This is a genomic window from Cupriavidus basilensis OR16 (genome assembly GCF_000243095.1).
Lineage (GTDB): Bacteria > Pseudomonadota > Gammaproteobacteria > Burkholderiales > Burkholderiaceae > Cupriavidus > Cupriavidus basilensis_D.
In genome coordinates this window covers 1-16,825 of the sequence record NZ_AHJE01000097.1, presented here as the reverse complement: position 1 = coordinate 16,825, position 16,825 = coordinate 1, and the positions used below count along the sequence as shown (strand labels likewise).

Sequence of the window (16,825 nt, the reverse complement as noted above, 5' to 3'; positions counted from 1 at the left end):
CGTCGTGGCAAAGATCCTCGACTGATAAAGTCGAACAGCGGATACGGCACCAACCGGCCGTATTCGTTGCCAGAGGGGTTGGCCTAATCGCCGACCCCACAGTTGTTTTAGGGGTATAGCTCAACTGGCAGAGCGTCGGTCTCCAAAACCGAAGGTTGGGGGTTCGATTCCCTCTGCCCCTGCCAATTCAATCAGCCGCGTCGCGATAGAGAGTATCGTGACGCGGCTTAGTCTCGTTTGCGAAACATGGCCAATCCCAACGTCGAAACCGTCAACGCCGCCAGTGGTAAGTGGCTGCTTGGCGCCGCGGTGCTACTGGTGGTTGCCGGCGTCATCGGTTTCTATGCCCTGGCACAGCAACCGTCCTACGTGCGTGGCGCTGCGCTGTTCGGCGGCATTGCGCTGGGCGTGGTGGTCGCGCTGGTATCGGCGCCAGGCAAGGACTTCATCGGTTTCTCCAAGGAATCGTATCGTGAAGTCCGCAAGGTCGTTTGGCCCACCCGCAAGGAAGCCGGGCAGATGACGGGCCTGGTGTTTGTCTTTGTCGTGATCATGGCCGTGTTCCTGTGGTCCGCGGACAAGCTCATCGAGTGGGTCATCTTTTCGCTCGTGCTGGGCTGGAAATGAAGGATAGAACATGACGGATAACGCACAACAGGAAGTCCCCGCAGCTGAATCGCCTTCGTCGAAGAAGCGCTGGTACGTGGTGCACGCCTATTCCGGCATGGAAAAGAGTGTGCAGCGCGCGCTGCAGGAGCGCATCGAGCGCGCCGAAATGCAGGACAAGTTTGGCCGCATCCTGGTCCCGTCCGAAGAAGTCGTTGAAATCAAGGGTGGGCAGAAGTCTGTCACCGAACGTCGCTTCTTCCCCGGTTACGTGCTGGTCGAGATGGAAATGACCGACGAGACCTGGCACCTGGTGAAGAACACCAGCAAGGTCACTGGCTTCGTGGGTGGCGCGCGCAACCGCCCGAGCCCGATTTCCCAGAAGGAAGTCGACAAGATCATGACCCAGATGCAGGAAGGGGTCGAGAAGCCGCGTCCCAAGACCCTGTTCGAAGTGGGCGAAATGGTTCGCGTCAAGGACGGCCCTTTCACCGACTTCAACGGCAACGTCGAGGAAGTGAACTACGAGAAATCGCGCCTGCGCGTCTCGGTCACCATCTTCGGGCGTGCCACCCCGGTCGAGCTCGAGTTCGGCCAGGTCGAGAAGGTTTAAGCGGTTTAAGTGGTCTACGCGGTTTAAGGTTTTCGCATTTTATGCTGGCCGCAAGGTCAGCGAAAAATGCAGCGGCCAGTCTCGAAAGGGGCTGGCCACAAGAGGAGCGTGAGGCTGGCTGGGGTGGATGAACCATCCCTGCAGCGATAGCGCGCTACGACTCAACAGGATCGCATTCCGCCAGGAAGCGGTCCGGATTGGAGTAAATATGGCCAAGAAGATCATTGGCTTTATCAAGCTGCAAATTCCGGCTGGTAAGGCAAATCCCTCCCCGCCCGTGGGCCCTGCACTGGGTCAGCGCGGTCTGAACATCATGGAGTTCTGCAAGGCGTTCAACGCGCAGACCCAAGGCATGGAACCCGGCCTGCCGGTGCCGGTGGTGATTACCGCCTTCGCCGACAAGAGCTTCACCTTCGTGATGAAGTCGCCCCCGGCGACCGTTTTGATCAAGAAGGCAGCTGGCCTGACCAAGGGTTCGGCCAAGCCGCACACCGACAAGGTTGGCAAGATCACGCGTGCCCAGGCTGAAGAAATCGCCAAGGCAAAGAACGCTGACCTGACCGCTGCCGATCTGGACGCCGCCGTGCGTACCATCGCCGGTTCGGCTCGCTCGATGGGCATCACCGTGGAGGGTCTGTAAATGGCTAAGGTTTCTAAGCGCACCGCCGCCAACAAGGCGAAGATCGAGCGCACCAAGTTCTACCCGATCGACGAGGCCCTGGGCCTGGTGAAGGGTTGCGCATCGGCCAAGTTCGACGAATCCATCGACGTTGCCGTCCAACTCGGCATCGATGCGAAGAAGTCGGACCAGGTGGTTCGTGGCTCCGTCGTGCTGCCCGCAGGTACCGGCAAGTCGGTTCGCGTGGCTGTGTTCGCCCAAGGCGAAAAGGCCGAAGCTGCCAAGGCAGCTGGCGCTGAAATCGTCGGTATGGAAGACCTGGCTGAGCAAGTCAAGGCCGGTAACCTGAACTTCGACGTCGTGATCGCCTCGCCGGACACGATGCGTATCGTTGGTACGCTGGGTCAGATCCTCGGCCCGCGCGGCCTGATGCCGAACCCGAAGGTTGGTACGGTTACCCCCGACGTGGCCCAGGCTGTGAAGAACGCCAAGGCTGGTCAGGTGCAATACCGTGTCGACAAGGCCGGTATCATCCACGCCACCATCGGCCGCCGTTCGTTCCAGGACGCCGATCTGAAGCGCAACCTGAGCGCACTGATCGAAGCCCTGGTGAAGTCGAAGCCGGCTACCAGCAAGGGCGTGTACCTGCGCAAGATCGCTGTCTCGTCCACCATGGGCGTTGGCGTTCGCGTGGAACAGGCTTCGCTGTCGGCCTAAGGCTGTCGGCAATCGCAGGGCGGACCCGATAACGTCGCCCCGCGTCAAGAATTGGAGATCCTGGCCCAGGCCGGGATCGTCTCCCGAGTCAGGCGGTGCCCGATAGGACACCGCGGGACGAAGGAGCAAGGCTTTGGGCAGTGGTGTCCGCCGGCGCGCAAGCGCGGAGCAGGCACCGCTGGTTATCAAAGACCGCTGGTGGCGGGCGCGGCCGCAGGTTGGCTGCCTCGCCTTAATCGGACGGAACGTACGCAGCGTGGCTTTGGCCTGCCGCGACGTCACCCGGCCCACCAGCGCAGATGGCGCACCCGAGGGATTGGAGAATCCGGGCAATGACCCGGGTGATTCGGGCCAAATCGGACGCCGTTCGTTTGGACTGATGTGCGTACCCCGGACGATCCGGGGAACAAGCATCGTTTTGGAGCTTAACCGTGCCACTTAATATTGAAGATAAGAAGGCCGTCGTTGCTGAGGTTTCGGCGCAAGTCGCTAAAGCCCAGACCATCGTCGTCGCCGAATATCGCGGCATTGCGGTTGGCGATCTGACCAAGCTGCGCGCCAAGGCCCGCGAGCAAGGCGTGTACCTGCGTGTTCTGAAGAACACGCTGGCCCGCCGCGCCGTGGAAGGCACGCCGTTTGCCGGCCTCGCAGAGCAAATGACCGGTCCGCTGATCTACGGTATTTCCGAAGATGCAGTGTCGTCGGCCAAGGTTCTGAACGACTTTGCCAAGACCAACGACAAGTTGGTTCTGCGCGCAGCGTCGTACGACGGCAACGTGCTCGATGCTGCTGCCGTCAAGGCACTGGCCTCGATCCCGAGCCGTGACGAACTGATTGCTCAGCTGCTCGGCGTGATGCAGGCACCGGTGTCGGGCTTCGCCCGTCTGCTGGCCGCCCTGTCCGCCAAGAAGAGCGAAGGCGCCCCTGCCGAAGGCGAAGGCGCTGCCGCCGCCGCCGAGAGCGAAGGCGCAGCTGCTTAAGGCGTAAGCCTTTCGCAGCCTGGCTCATCAAGATCGCATTACCGATACCGAATCACATTTAGCAGGAGTATTCCAAATGGCAATCAGCAAAGACGACATCCTCGAAGCCGTAGGCTCGATGTCCGTGATGGAACTGAACGACCTGGTCAAGGCGTTCGAAGAAAAGTTTGGCGTGTCCGCCGCTTCGATGGCCGTGGCTGCTGCCCCGGGCGCCGGCGCTGCTGCCGCTGAAGAGCAAACCGAGTTCAACGTTATCCTGTCGGAAATCGGCGCAAACAAGGTTGGCGTGATTAAGGCTGTTCGCGAAATCACCGGCCTGGGCCTGAAGGAAGCCAAGGATCTGGTTGACGGCGCACCGAAGGCTGTCAAGGAAGGCGTGGACAAGGCTGCTGCAGCCGACGCCAAGAAGAAGCTGGAAGACGCCGGCGCAAAGGTCGAAGTCAAGTAAGCTGTACTCGCGTGCCTTTTGGCACGCGAATGGGGCTGGCAAAGGGAGATTCCCGGCGCCAGCCTTTTTGCGCTTCTGCGATGTGTGTTTTACTATGCACTCGGAAGCGCGAACAAATGGCGCAAACGATGCTTGATAGCTGGGCGCATGCCTAAGCTTGAGCAGAGGCCAAACATCAGTGGCACACTAGGTGGTTGCTGATGTTTGTCTTCTGAACCGACTGCAGAAGACAAGTTTGGTCGGGTGTCCCCCGGGCCGGCATGACGCATTGCGTCGTTTCTGCCGGCTCGCAGCGTGCGGACACCGTCAGCCAGAGGTTGGTAGCGGCCAACCGCCAAATCCCCTCCCAGTCGCTGAACACCTCAGGTGCTGCGCCAGGTCCAGCCAGCCCTGCGATGATTCGGAGATCCCATGGCGTACAGCTTCACCGAAAAGAAGCGCATTCGCAAAAGTTTTGCGAAGCGCGCGACGGTTCATCAGGTTCCTTTCCTGCTTGCCACCCAGATTGAATCCTACGCTCAGTTTCTGCAAGAGGGTGCGCCACCCTCGCGTCGCAAAACCGAGGGCCTGCAAGCGGCTTTCAGTGCAATCTTCCCGATTGTGTCGCACAACGGGCTCGCCCGTATGGAGTTCGTCTCCTACCACCTCTCCAACCCGCCGTTCGACGTCAAGGAATGTCAACAGCGTGGCCTGACCTTCCACTCGGCGCTGCGTGCCAAGGTGCGCCTGATCATCAACGATCGGGAAAATCCGGGCAAGGTCAAGGAAGTCAAGGAACAGGAAGTCTACATGGGCGAAATTCCGCTCATGACGTCGACCGGCTCCTTCGTCATCAACGGTACCGAGCGTGTGATCGTTTCGCAGCTCCACCGTTCGCCTGGCGTGTTCTTCGAACACGACAAGGGCAAGACCCACAGCTCGGGCAAGCTGCTGTTCTCGGCACGGATTATTCCTTAGGATTCCGCAGGCACCAAGCTGATCAGCGTGCCGGAAGACTATTTGCTCGGCCGCGTGCTGGCGAAGAACATCATCGACCCGGATACCGGCGAAGTGATTGCCAACGCCAACGACGAGCTGACCGAAACCGTGCTGGAAAACCTGCGCGAAGCCGGTGTCAAGCAGATCCAGACCCTGTACACCAACGATCTGGACCAAGGTCCGTACATGTCGCAGACCCTGCGCGTGGACGACACGGCCGACCAGACCGCTGCGCGTATCGCCATCTACCGCATGATGCGTCCCGGCGAGCCGCCGACCGAAGACGCGGTGGAAGCGCTGTTCCAGCGCCTGTTCTACAGCGAAGAGTCGTATGACCTGTCGCGCGTTGGCCGCATGAAGGTCAACAGCCGCCTGGGCCGCCCGAGCGGTGAAGGCAGCATGGTGCTGCAGGACGAGGACATCCTCGAGACCATCAAGATCCTGGTCAACCTGCGCAACGGCAAGGGTGAGGTCGATGACATCGATCACCTGGGCAATCGTCGCGTTCGCTGCGTCGGCGAACTGGCCGAAAACCAGTTCCGTGCCGGCCTGTCGCGCGTGGAGCGCGCTGTCAAGGAACGTCTGGGCCAGGCCGAGACCGAAAACCTGATGCCGCACGACCTGATCAACTCGAAGCCGATTTCCTCGGCCATCCGCGAGTTCTTCGGTTCGTCGCAGCTGTCGCAGTTCATGGACCAGACCAACCCGCTGTCCGAGATCACGCACAAGCGTCGTGTCTCCGCACTGGGCCCGGGCGGTTTGACCCGCGAACGCGCAGGCTTTGAAGTGCGTGACGTGCACCCGACCCACTATGGCCGCGTGTGCCCGATCGAAACGCCGGAAGGCCCGAACATTGGCCTGATCAACTCGCTGGCACTGTATGCACGCCTGAACGAGTACGGCTTCCTGGAAACGCCGTACCGCAAGGTGGTCGACAGCAAGCTGACCGACCAGGTCGACTACCTGTCCGCCATTGAAGAAGGCAAGTACGTGGTGGCGCAGGCCAACGCGACGGTTGACGCCGACGGTACCCTGATCGACGAACTGGTGTCGTCGCGTGAAGGTAGCGAGCGGGAAACCCGCATGGTCACGCCGGACCGCGTCCAGTACATCGACGTGGCGCCTTCGCAGATCGTTTCGGCCGCGGCGTCGCTGGTGCCGTTCCTCGAGCACGATGATGCGAACCGTGCACTGATGGGCGCCAACATGCAGCGCCAGGCCGTGCCTTGCCTGCGTCCGGACAAGCCGCTGGTGGGTACCGGCATCGAGCGTACCGTTGCGGTCGACTCGGGTACTGCCGTCCAGGCGACCCGTGGCGGCGTGGTGGATTACGTCGACGCAATGCGTATCGTGATTCGCGTGAACGATGAGGAAGCTGTCGCCGGTGAAGTCGGCGTCGACATCTACAACCTGATCAAGTACACCCGCTCGAACCAGAACACCAACATCAACCAGCGGCCGATGGTCAAGGTTGGGGATTTCGTCGCCCGTGGCGACGTGATCGCCGACGGCGCCTCGACCGACCTGGGCGAGCTCGCGCTCGGCCAGAACATGCTGGTGGCGTTCATGCCGTGGAACGGCTACAACTTCGAAGATTCGATCCTGATCTCCGAGCGCGTGGTTGCCGAAGACCGCTACACCTCGATCCACATCGAGGAACTGTCGGTCGTCGCCCGTGACACCAAGCTGGGACCGGAAGAAATCACCCGCGACATCTCCAACCTCGCCGAAGCGCAGCTCGCGCGTCTGGACGAGTCCGGCATCACCTATATCGGTGCCGAAGTGGAAGCCGGCGACGTGCTGGTCGGCAAGGTCACGCCCAAGGGCGAGACCCAGCTGACCCCGGAAGAAAAGCTGCTGCGCGCGATCTTCGGCGAGAAGGCTTCGGACGTGAAGGACACCTCGCTGCGCGTTCCTTCGGGGATGAGCGGTATCGTGATCGACGTCCAGGTCTTCACCCGTGAAGGCGTGACCCGCGACAAGCGTGCCCAGTCGATCATCGACGATGAACTCAAGCGCTACCGCCTGGACCTGAACGACCAGCTGCGTATCGTGGAAGGCGATGCCTTCCAGCGTCTGGAACGCCTGCTGCTCGACAAGACCGTCAATGGCGGTCCGAAGAAGCTGTCCAAGGGCGCCAAGCTGACCCGCGAGTACCTGGCCGACCTGGACAAGTACCACTGGTTCGACATCCGCCCGGCCGACGAGGAAGTCGCTGCCCAGCTGGAAGCCGTCAAGGAAGCCATCGAGCAAAAGCGCCACGAGTTCGACCTGGCCTTTGAAGAAAAGCGCAAGAAGCTCACGCAAGGCGACGAACTGCCGCCGGGCGTGATCAAGATGGTCAAGGTGTACCTGGCCGTCAAGCGCCGCCTGCAGCCTGGCGACAAGATGGCAGGCCGTCACGGCAACAAGGGTGTTGTGTCGAAGATCGTCCCGATCGAAGACATGCCCTACATGGCCGACGGCACGCCCGCCGACATCGTGCTGAACCCGCTCGGCGTGCCGTCGCGGATGAACGTGGGCCAGATTCTGGAAACCCACCTGGGCTGGGCCGCGCGCGGCCTGGGCCAGCGTATCGGCTCCATGCTCAAGGCACAGGCGAAGGCGCAGGAACTGCGTCCGTTGCTCGCCCAGATCTACAACGAGAGCGGCAAGCCGGAAGACCTCGACAGCCTGTCCGACGCCGAAGTCAGCCTGTCCGACGCCGAAGTGCTGGAACTGGCGAGCAACCTGAAGAAGGGTGTTCCGTTCGCCACGCCGGTGTTCGATGGTGCGCACGAAGACGAGATCCGCCGCATGCTGGACCTGGCGTATCCGGAAGCGATCGCCCGCGACATGGGACTGACCGCTTCCAAGCAACAGGTCACGCTGCACGACGGCCGTACCGGCGAAGCGTTCGAGCGTCCGGTTACGCTCGGCGTGATGCACATGCTGAAGCTGCACCACTTGGTCGACGACAAGATGCACGCCCGTTCGACTGGCCCGTACTCGCTGGTGACCCAGCAGCCGCTGGGTGGTAAGGCGCAGTTCGGTGGCCAGCGTTTCGGTGAAATGGAAGTGTGGGCGCTGGAAGCTTATGGCGCCTCCTACGTGCTGCAGGAAATGCTGACGGTCAAGTCCGATGACGTGAACGGCCGGACCAAGGTCTACGAGAACATCGTCAAGGGCGAGCACTCGATCGATGCCGGCATGCCGGAATCGTTCAACGTGCTGGTGAAGGAAATCCGTTCGCTGGGTATCGACATCGACCTCGATCGCTATTGATTCGGATCGAGAGTGCGCGGTAGGCCGGTTCTAAACAGCCCGCCTACCGCCGATTGCCCGCTACGGTTTTCCCACAGGATGAATGCCGCGGGCCCGACATGATGTCGGGCTGGCGGCGAAACAAGGAGTTGCAATGAAAGCATTGCTCGATCTCTTTAAGCAGGTTCAGCAGGAAGAGCAGTTCGACGCGATCAAGATCGGTCTGGCATCGCCAGAGAAGATTCGTTCGTGGTCGTACGGTGAAGTGAAGAAGCCGGAAACCATCAACTACCGGACCTTCAAGCCCGAGCGTGATGGCCTGTTCTGCGCCAAGATCTTTGGCCCGATCAAGGACTACGAATGCCTGTGCGGCAAGTACAAGCGCCTGAAGCACCGTGGCGTGATCTGCGAGAAGTGCGGCGTTGAAGTGACGCTGGCCAAGGTGCGCCGCGAGCGCATGGGCCACATCGAACTGGCCGCGCCGACCGCGCACATCTGGTTCCTGAAGTCGCTGCCGTCGCGTCTGGGCATGGTGCTCGACATGACGCTGCGTGACATCGAACGCGTCCTGTACTTCGAAGCATTCGTGGTGCTCGAACCCGGCATGACCCCGCTCAAGAAGAGCCAGATCATGTCCGAGGACGACTACATCGCCAAGTGCGAAGAGTACGGCGAAGGCGAGTTCGTGGCCATGATGGGTGCCGAAGGCATCCGTGAACTGCTGCGCGGCATCGACATCGAAAAGCAGATCGAAACGATCCGCGCCGAGCTGCAGACCACCGGTTCCGAAGCCAAGATCAAGAAGTTCGCCAAGCGCCTGAAGGTACTCGAAGCGTTCCAGCGTTCGGGCATCAAGCCGGAATGGATGATCCTGGAAGTGCTGCCGGTGCTGCCGCCCGAACTGCGTCCGCTGGTACCGCTGGATGGCGGCCGTTTCGCCACCTCGGACCTGAACGACCTGTATCGCCGCGTCATCAACCGTAACAACCGCCTGAAGCGCCTGCTGGAACTGAAGGCGCCTGAAATCATCGTGCGCAACGAAAAGCGCATGCTGCAGGAAGCGGTTGACTCGCTGCTGGACAACGGTCGCCGCGGCAAGGCCATGACGGGCGCCAACAAGCGTCCGCTGAAGTCGCTGGCCGAAATGATCAAGGGCAAGGGCGGCCGTTTCCGCCAGAACTTGCTGGGCAAGCGCGTCGACTACTCCGGCCGTTCGGTCATTGTGGTGGGCCCGACCCTCAAGCTGCACCAGTGCGGCCTGCCCAAGCTGATGGCGCTCGAGCTGTTCAAGCCTTTCATTTTCCACAAGCTGGAAACGATGGGCATCGCCACCACCATCAAGGCGGCGAAGAAGGAAGTGGAAAGCCAGACCGCGGTGGTGTGGGACATCCTCGAAGAGGTGATCCGCGAGCATCCGGTCATGCTGAACCGCGCGCCGACGCTGCACCGCCTGGGCATCCAGGCGTTCGAGCCGGTGCTGATCGAAGGCAAGGCCATCCAGCTGCACCCGCTCGTCTGCGCGGCGTTCAACGCCGACTTCGACGGTGACCAGATGGCTGTGCACGTCCCGCTGTCGCTGGAAGCGCAGATGGAAGCCCGCACCCTGATGCTGGCCTCCAACAACGTGCTGTTCCCGGCCAACGGCGATCCGTCGATCGTGCCGTCGCAAGACGTGGTGCTGGGTCTGTACTACACGACCCGCGACAAGATCAACGGCAAGGGCGAAGGCCTGACGTTTGCCGACATCAGCGAAGTGATCCGCGCCTACGAGAACAAGGAAGTCGAACTGGCTTCGCGCGTGAACGTGCGTATCACCGAGTATGAACTGGTCGACAAGGACGCAGTGGGCGACGCCCGCTTCGCGCCCAAGATCACGCTGCAGGCCACCACGGTCGGCCGCGCGATCATGTCCGAGATCCTGCCGAAGGGCCTGCCTTTCTCGGTGCTGAACAAGCCGCTGAAGAAGAAGGAAATCTCGCGCCTGATCAACACCGCGTTCCGCAAGTGCGGCCTGCGCGAGACCGTGATCTTCGCTGACAAGCTGCTGCAGTCGGGCTTCCGCCTGGCAACGCGCGCTGGTATCTCGATCGCCATCGACGACATGCTGGTGCCGCCGCAAAAGGAAAAGATCATTTCCGATGCGGCTGCCAAGGTGAAGGAATACGACAAGCAGTACATGTCGGGTCTGGTGACCGACCAGGAACGCTACAACAACGTCGTGGACATCTGGGGCGCCGCCGGCGACCAGGTGGGCAAGGCGATGATGGAGCAGCTCCAGCACGAAGACGTGATCGACCGTCACGGCAACACCGTGAAGCAAGACTCGTTCAACTCGATTTACATGATGGCCGACTCGGGCGCGCGCGGTTCCGCTGCGCAGATCCGTCAGCTGGCCGGCATGCGTGGCCTGATGGCCAAGCCGGATGGCTCGATCATTGAAACGCCGATTACGGCGAACTTCCGTGAAGGCCTGAACGTTCTGCAGTACTTCATCTCCACCCACGGCGCGCGTAAGGGCCTGGCGGATACGGCACTGAAGACCGCGAACTCGGGTTACCTGACCCGTCGTCTGGTCGACGTGACGCAGGATCTGGTGGTGGTGGAAGACGATTGCGGCACGACCAACGGCGTGGCCATGAAGGCCCTGGTCGAGGGTGGTGAAGTGATCGAAGCCCTGCGCGACCGGATTCTCGGCCGTGTGACGGTGTCGGACGTGGTGAACCCTGAAACCCAGGAAACCGCGATCGAGGCCGGCACCCTGCTGGACGAAGACCTGGTCGACATGATCGACGCCATCGGCGTGGACGAAGTGAAGGTGCGCACCCCGCTGTCGTGCGACACGCGCTACGGCCTGTGCGGCATGTGCTACGGCCGCGACCTCGGCCGCGGCGTGCTGGTGAACTCCGGCGAAGCGGTTGGCGTGATCGCCGCCCAGTCGATTGGCGAGCCGGGCACCCAGCTGACCATGCGTACGTTCCACATCGGCGGCGCGGCATCGCGTTCGGCAGTGGCCTCGAGCGTGGAAGCAAAGGCAACCGGTACCGTGCGTTTCACGGCGACCATGCGTTACGTCACCAATGCGAAGGGCGAGCTGATCGTCATCTCGCGTTCGGGCGAATCGCTGATCACCGACGACCACGGCCGCGAGCGCGAGCGCCACAAGATCCCGTACGGCGCCATGCTGCTCGTGCAGGACGGCCAGGCCATCAAGGCTGGTACGCAGCTGGCTACGTGGGACGCGCTGACGCGCCCGATCGTGTCGGAGTACACCGGCACGACCAAGTTCGAGAACGTCGAAGAAGGCGTGACCGTCGCCAAGCAGATGGACGAAGTCACCGGCCTGTCGACCCTCGTGGTGATCGATGCCAAGCGCCGTACGGCTGCCACCAAGGGCCTGCGCCCGCAGGTGAAGCTGCTCGACGCGAACGGCCAGGAAGTGAAGATCCCGGGCACGGACCACTCCGTGACCATCGGCTTCCAGGTCGGCGCGCTGATTACCGTGAAGGACGGCCAGCAAGTGCACGTGGGTGAAGTGCTTGCACGTATCCCGACCGAATCGCAAAAGACCCGCGACATTACCGGGGGTCTGCCGCGTGTGGCCGAGCTGTTCGAAGCGCGCTCGCCGAAGGACGCCGCCGTGCTGGCGGAGGTCACCGGTACCACGTCGTTCGGCAAGGACACCAAGGGCAAGCAACGCCTGGTGATTACGGACCTGGACGGCAACGCCCACGAGTTCCTGATCACCAAGGAAAAGCAAGTCCTGGTGCACGATGGCCAGGTGGTGAACAAGGGCGAAATGATCGTGGAAGGTCCGGCGGACCCGCACGACATCCTGCGCCTGAAGGGCATCGAGGAACTGGCGCATTACATCGTCGACGAAGTGCAGGACGTGTACCGTCTGCAGGGCGTGAAGATCAACGACAAGCACATCGAAGTGATCGTGCGCCAGATGCTGCGCCGCGTGCAGATCTCGGATGTGGGCGACACCAAGTTCATCCCGGGTGAACAGGTGGAGCGTTCGGAACTGCTCGACGAGAACGATCGCGTGATCGCCGAAGGCAAGCGTCCGGCCACGTACGACAACCTGCTGCTCGGTATCACCAAGGCGTCGCTGTCCACCGACAGCTTCATCTCGGCGGCATCGTTCCAGGAAACCACCCGCGTGCTGACCGAAGCCGCGATCATGGGCAAGACCGACGACCTGCGTGGTCTGAAGGAAAACGTGATCGTTGGCCGACTGATCCCCGCTGGTACGGGTCTGGCCTACCACCGCGCCCGCAAGGCGCGCGAGGCGGCCGAGCGCGAACGCGCCCAGGCGATCTCCGATGAAGAGCAGTCGCTCTTCATCGAGCCGCCGGTGGTGCCGGCGACGACCGAAGGCGAGGGCGACGCGGTCTAAGACTGCCAGCCTGAACCTGCAAGCAAGCTGCATGAAGAAGCCCGGCCCTGGTGGCCGGGTTTTTTTTGCCTGTCGTTCCCTATCTGGTTTTATTTTCTATCGCCCCATTCAGTCATTTTTATTCGTCGCGCGCATGCTTTGCTGCGGAGGCACTGACCCGTGCGCCGTGCGCCGCCGGGCGAAAGAAATCCGGGAACATTCGTCACAGCCCGAAGTAGTTAGCCGCGCCCTTGGTGGTATGGTTACGCCTTTCGCGGTTCCACCCCTTTTTTAAGCTGTTTGCTATGTCGCGCGCCCTGGCGATTCTCAAGGATGTTTTCGGCTACCACGCCTTCCGCGGCCGGCAGGGGGAGATCATCGACCACGTGGCCGATGGCGGCGATTGCCTGGTCCTGATGCCGACCGGCGGCGGCAAGTCGTTGTGCTACCAGATTCCCGCGCTGCTGCGGCAGCGGGCCGGGCAGGGCACCGGCATCGTGGTGTCGCCGCTGATCGCGCTGATGCAGGACCAGGTCGCGGCGCTGTCCGAGGCGGGCGTGCGCGCGGCCGTGCTCAACTCGACGCTCAGCGGGGCGGAAGCCTCCGCGGTGGAGCGCGATCTGCTCGCCGGCCGGCTGGAAATCCTCTATGTGGCGCCCGAGCGGCTGATATGACGCCGCGTTTTCAGGACCTGCTCCAGCGTACCCGTATCGGCGTGTTTGCCATCGACGAAGCGCACTGCGTATCGCAGTGGGGCCATGACTTCCGGCCTGAGTACATCCAGCTTTCGGTGCTGCACGAGCGCTTCCCGGAAGTACCGCGCATCGCCCTGACCGCCACCGCGGATTCCGTCACGCGCGAGGAAATCGTCGAGCGCCTCGCGCTGCATGATGCCCGCGTCTTCGTCTCCAGTTTCGACCGCCCCAATATCCGCTACCGCATCGTCGAGAAAGACAACGCGCGCCAGCAGCTACTGGCCTTTATCAAGGCCGAGCACCTGGCTGCCGACGGCACGCACGACAGCGGCATCGTCTACTGCCTGTCGCGCAAGAAGGTGGAGGACACGGCAAGCTACCTCAGTGCCCAGGGCCTCAATGCCCTGGCGTATCACGCCGGCATGGATGCGGGCGTGCGCCAGCACCACCAGGCGCGTTTCCGTGAGGAAGAGGGCGTGATCATGGTGGCCACCATCGCCTTCGGCATGGGCATCGACAAGCCGGACGTTCGCTTCGTTGCCCACCTGGACCTTCCCAAGAGCATGGAAGGCTACTATCAGGAAACTGGCCGCGCCGGCCGCGATGGCCTGCCGGCCAACGCCTGGATGGCCTACGGCTTGGGCGACGTGGTCCAGCAAAAGCGGATGATCGACGAGTCCGAGGCCGATGACGCACACAAGCGCGTCTCGTCCGCCAAGCTCGATGCCCTGCTCGGCCTGTGCGAGACCGCCGGCTGCCGCCGCGTGCGCATCCTGGGATACTTCGACGAAACCAGCGAGCCCTGCGGCAACTGCGACACTTGCCTGGAGCCGCCCGCCACCTGGGACGGCACGCGCGAAGCGCAGATGGCGCTGTCCTGCGTGTACCGCACCGCGCAGGCGAGCCGCGTCCATTTCGGCGCGACCCATATGGTCGACGTGCTGCGCGGCAACGCGTCGGAAAAAATCCGGCAGTGGGGCCACGACAAGGTGTCTACCTTCGGCATCGGGGCGGACCGCTCCGTCTCCGAGTGGCACGCCATTTTCCGCCAGTTGATCGCCCACGGCCTGCTGGTGATCGACCACGGCGGTCATGGCGCCTTGCTGCTGGGCGACTCTGCCCGCGCTGTCCTCAAGGGCGAAATGCCGATCACCCTGCGCCGGCAGGTCAGCAAGCCCGCCAAGAGCGGCGAACGCGGGGCGCGCGGTTCCACCGGGACGCGCACCGACCATACCGCCGGCATGGACGCCGAGGCGCTGGCCAACTGGGAGGCCCTTCGCAAATGGCGCACCGAGACGGCACGCGAACATGGCGTGCCGGCCTATGTGATTTTCCATGACGCCACGCTGGCCGAACTGGCGCGCAGCGCACCGGATTCGTTGACGGCGATGGCCGAGGTCCCCGGTATCGGCGCCGCCAAGCTGGAGCGCTACGGCGACGCCATCCTGGAAACGCTGGGTGCCGTGGAGGACTTTTGACGTCCGGCCACGCCGAGCGGAGAGGCTCGCCTCTGTCAGAAGCCGCTTGACGGTTTACGTACTCGCTGCTAGCATGTCAGATTCGAGTTTTTGGCTTTGGATTTCGCTCGCCTGTCGTAATTGTGGCCTTCGGTTCGCAATCGGCAAGCCCGCCAAGGGGATCGTGTGATGCTCTGGTGGTGTGGTCGCAGCGGGATCCCAGGCGAGCTCGCGTTCTTTGGCCAGTCTGTTCCTCCACAGGTCCGTCTCAAGAGCGCTCGCTCACTTTTCCCGCCCAAAACCCGTCGTTGCCTCTCCGGCCCATTGCTTGTGGCCCCAGGGGTGTTTTTCCGTAAAACCAAGCTGGCCCAGGGGTGTTTTCCGTAAAACCAAGCTGGATTGAACAATGCCAACTATCAACCAACTGGTTCGCAAGCCGCGTGTCTCTGAAGTCGTAAAGAGCAAGAGCCCTGCACTTGAGAACTGCCCCCAGCGTCGCGGCGTGTGCACCCGTGTGTACACCACGACGCCGAAGAAGCCGAACTCGGCACTGCGTAAGGTCGCCAAGGTGCGCCTGACCAACGGTTTCGAGGTCATCTCGTACATCGGCGGTGAAGGCCACAACCTGCAAGAACACTCGGTCGTGCTGATCCGCGGCGGCCGTGTGAAGGATTTGCCGGGTGTGCGTTACCACATCGTCCGTGGCTCGCTGGACTTGCAAGGCGTGAAGGATCGTCGCCAGGCACGTTCGAAGTACGGCGCGAAGCGTCCGAAGGCTGCTTAAGGCTAACGCCAGGCAAGCCGGGCACAAAGCCCGAAGCAACAAACGATGGCCTGTGGCGATTGCGTCATGGTGCTGTCACCAGGCGGCGGTACAACGGAGCGTTTGTCGCGCCGTGCCGTCGAGTAAGTGGTCACCCGGCGAATTTGCCTCAATGGAAGGCAAGCTAGTTGGTGGCCGGAGAGCGGGAAATAGCCGCGCTCTCAACTGAATCTAAAGGAAAGAAGATGCCACGTCGTCGTGAAGTCCCCAAGCGGGATATCCTGCCCGATCCGAAGTTCGGTAACGTTGAAGTTGCCAAGTTCATGAACGTCCTGATGCTGGACGGCAAGAAGTCGGTTGCCGAACGTATCGTCTATGGCGCGTTCGACCAGATCGAAAAGAAGGCAGGCAAGGCCCCCGTTGAAGTGTTTTCCGTTGCGATCAACAACGTGAAGCCGGTGGTCGAAGTGAAGAGCCGTCGCGTGGGCGGCGCCAACTATCAGGTTCCGGTCGAAGTCCGTCCGTCGCGTCGTTTGGCATTGGCGATGCGTTGGTTGCGCGAGGCCGCGAAAAAACGCAGCGAGAAGTCGATGGCGCTGCGCCTGGCAGGTGAGTTGCTGGAAGCATCGGAAGGCCGTGGCGGCGCGATGAAGAAGCGCGACGAAGTGCACCGCATGGCTGAAGCCAACAAGGCGTTCTCGCACTTCCGCTTCTAAAGCGCGCGAGTTACGCGGTTGGTTGCCGGGCGGGCTGTGTTTTCACACGCTCGCCCGTTTGTGTTACGGGCGTTGGCAATGAGATGCCGGCGTCTCACGGACGAATAGAGGATTAAAGTGGCTCGTAAGACTCCCATTGAGCGCTACCGCAATATCGGTATCTCGGCTCACATTGACGCGGGTAAAACCACCACGACCGAGCGCATCCTGTTCTACACCGGTGTGAACCACAAGATCGGTGAAGTGCACGATGGCGCCGCCACGATGGACTGGATGGAGCAGGAACAGGAGCGTGGCATCACGATCACCTCCGCTGCGACCACCGCCTTCTGGAAGGGCATGGCCGGCAATTACCCGGAACACCGCATCAACATCATCGACACCCCGGGCCACGTGGACTTCACCATTGAGGTGGAGCGCTCCATGCGCGTGCTGGATGGCGCTTGCATGGTCTACTGCGCAGTGGGTGGCGTGCAGCCCCAGTCGGAAACCGTCTGGCGCCAGGCTAACAAGTACGGTGTGCCGCGCTTGGCCTTCGTCAACAAGATGGACCGTACCGGCGCGAACTTCTTCAAGGTCTACGACCAGCTGAAGACCCGCCTGAAGGCAAGC

The 16,825-nt window shown here is 62.0% G+C and carries 10 protein-coding genes, 1 tRNA gene and 2 pseudogenes; all 13 read left to right on the top strand.

The genetic code is table 11. From position 1 onward, the window contains the following. Window positions 1-109: 109 nt before the first annotated feature. Window positions 110-185: transfer RNA gene (locus OR16_RS29640), tRNA-Trp, on the top strand. Window positions 186-246: 61 nt separating this feature from the next. Further along, the gene (secE, locus tag OR16_RS29635) at window positions 247-627 is read left to right on the top strand and encodes a preprotein translocase subunit SecE (protein WP_006162342.1); all 381 of its coding nucleotides are present in this window, start codon (window positions 247-249) and stop codon (window positions 625-627) included. A 10-nt stretch (window positions 628-637) separates the two neighbouring features. Beyond that, window positions 638-1,219 (top strand): transcription termination/antitermination protein NusG, encoded by a 582-nt coding sequence (nusG, locus tag OR16_RS29630; RefSeq protein WP_006162340.1) that lies wholly within the window; start codon window positions 638-640, stop codon window positions 1,217-1,219. Window positions 1,220-1,427: 208 nt separating this feature from the next. Continuing rightward, entirely contained in the window at window positions 1,428-1,859 is a 432-nt protein-coding gene (gene rplK, locus OR16_RS29625) for a 50S ribosomal protein L11 (protein WP_006162338.1), read from the top strand. Then, window positions 1,860-2,555: a 50S ribosomal protein L1 gene (gene rplA / locus OR16_RS29620; protein ID WP_006162337.1), complete on the top strand. Its 696-nt coding sequence runs from the start codon at window positions 1,860-1,862 to the stop codon at window positions 2,553-2,555. Window positions 2,556-2,986: 431 nt separating this feature from the next. Beyond that, window positions 2,987-3,535: a 50S ribosomal protein L10 gene (gene rplJ / locus OR16_RS29615; RefSeq protein WP_006162335.1), complete on the top strand. Its 549-nt coding sequence runs from the start codon at window positions 2,987-2,989 to the stop codon at window positions 3,533-3,535. 76 nt (window positions 3,536-3,611) lie between these two features. Next, a complete protein-coding gene (rplL, locus tag OR16_RS29610) occupies window positions 3,612-3,983 on the top strand; it encodes a 50S ribosomal protein L7/L12 (RefSeq protein ID WP_006162333.1) in 372 nt (123 codons plus the stop codon). Window positions 3,984-4,394: 411 nt separating this feature from the next. Then, window positions 4,395-8,225: pseudogene (gene rpoB, locus OR16_RS29605) on the top strand (DNA-directed RNA polymerase subunit beta). A gap of 133 nt (window positions 8,226-8,358) precedes the next feature. Then, a complete protein-coding gene (gene rpoC / locus OR16_RS29600; RefSeq protein WP_006162332.1) occupies window positions 8,359-12,603 on the top strand; it encodes a DNA-directed RNA polymerase subunit beta' in 4,245 nt (1,414 codons plus the stop codon). A 284-nt stretch (window positions 12,604-12,887) separates the two neighbouring features. Beyond that, window positions 12,888-14,755: pseudogene (gene recQ / locus OR16_RS29595) on the top strand (DNA helicase RecQ). A 385-nt stretch (window positions 14,756-15,140) separates the two neighbouring features. Next, window positions 15,141-15,518 (top strand): 30S ribosomal protein S12, encoded by a 378-nt coding sequence (gene rpsL, locus OR16_RS29590; protein WP_006162330.1) that lies wholly within the window; start codon window positions 15,141-15,143, stop codon window positions 15,516-15,518. Window positions 15,519-15,742: 224 nt separating this feature from the next. Beyond that, window positions 15,743-16,213, top strand: a complete 471-nt coding sequence (rpsG, locus tag OR16_RS29585) for a 30S ribosomal protein S7 (protein ID WP_006162329.1) — start codon at window positions 15,743-15,745, stop codon at window positions 16,211-16,213. A 117-nt stretch (window positions 16,214-16,330) separates the two neighbouring features. Continuing rightward, the coding region (locus OR16_RS29580; RefSeq protein ID WP_006162328.1) for a GTP-binding protein at window positions 16,331-16,825 on the top strand (495 nt) is incomplete at its 3' end.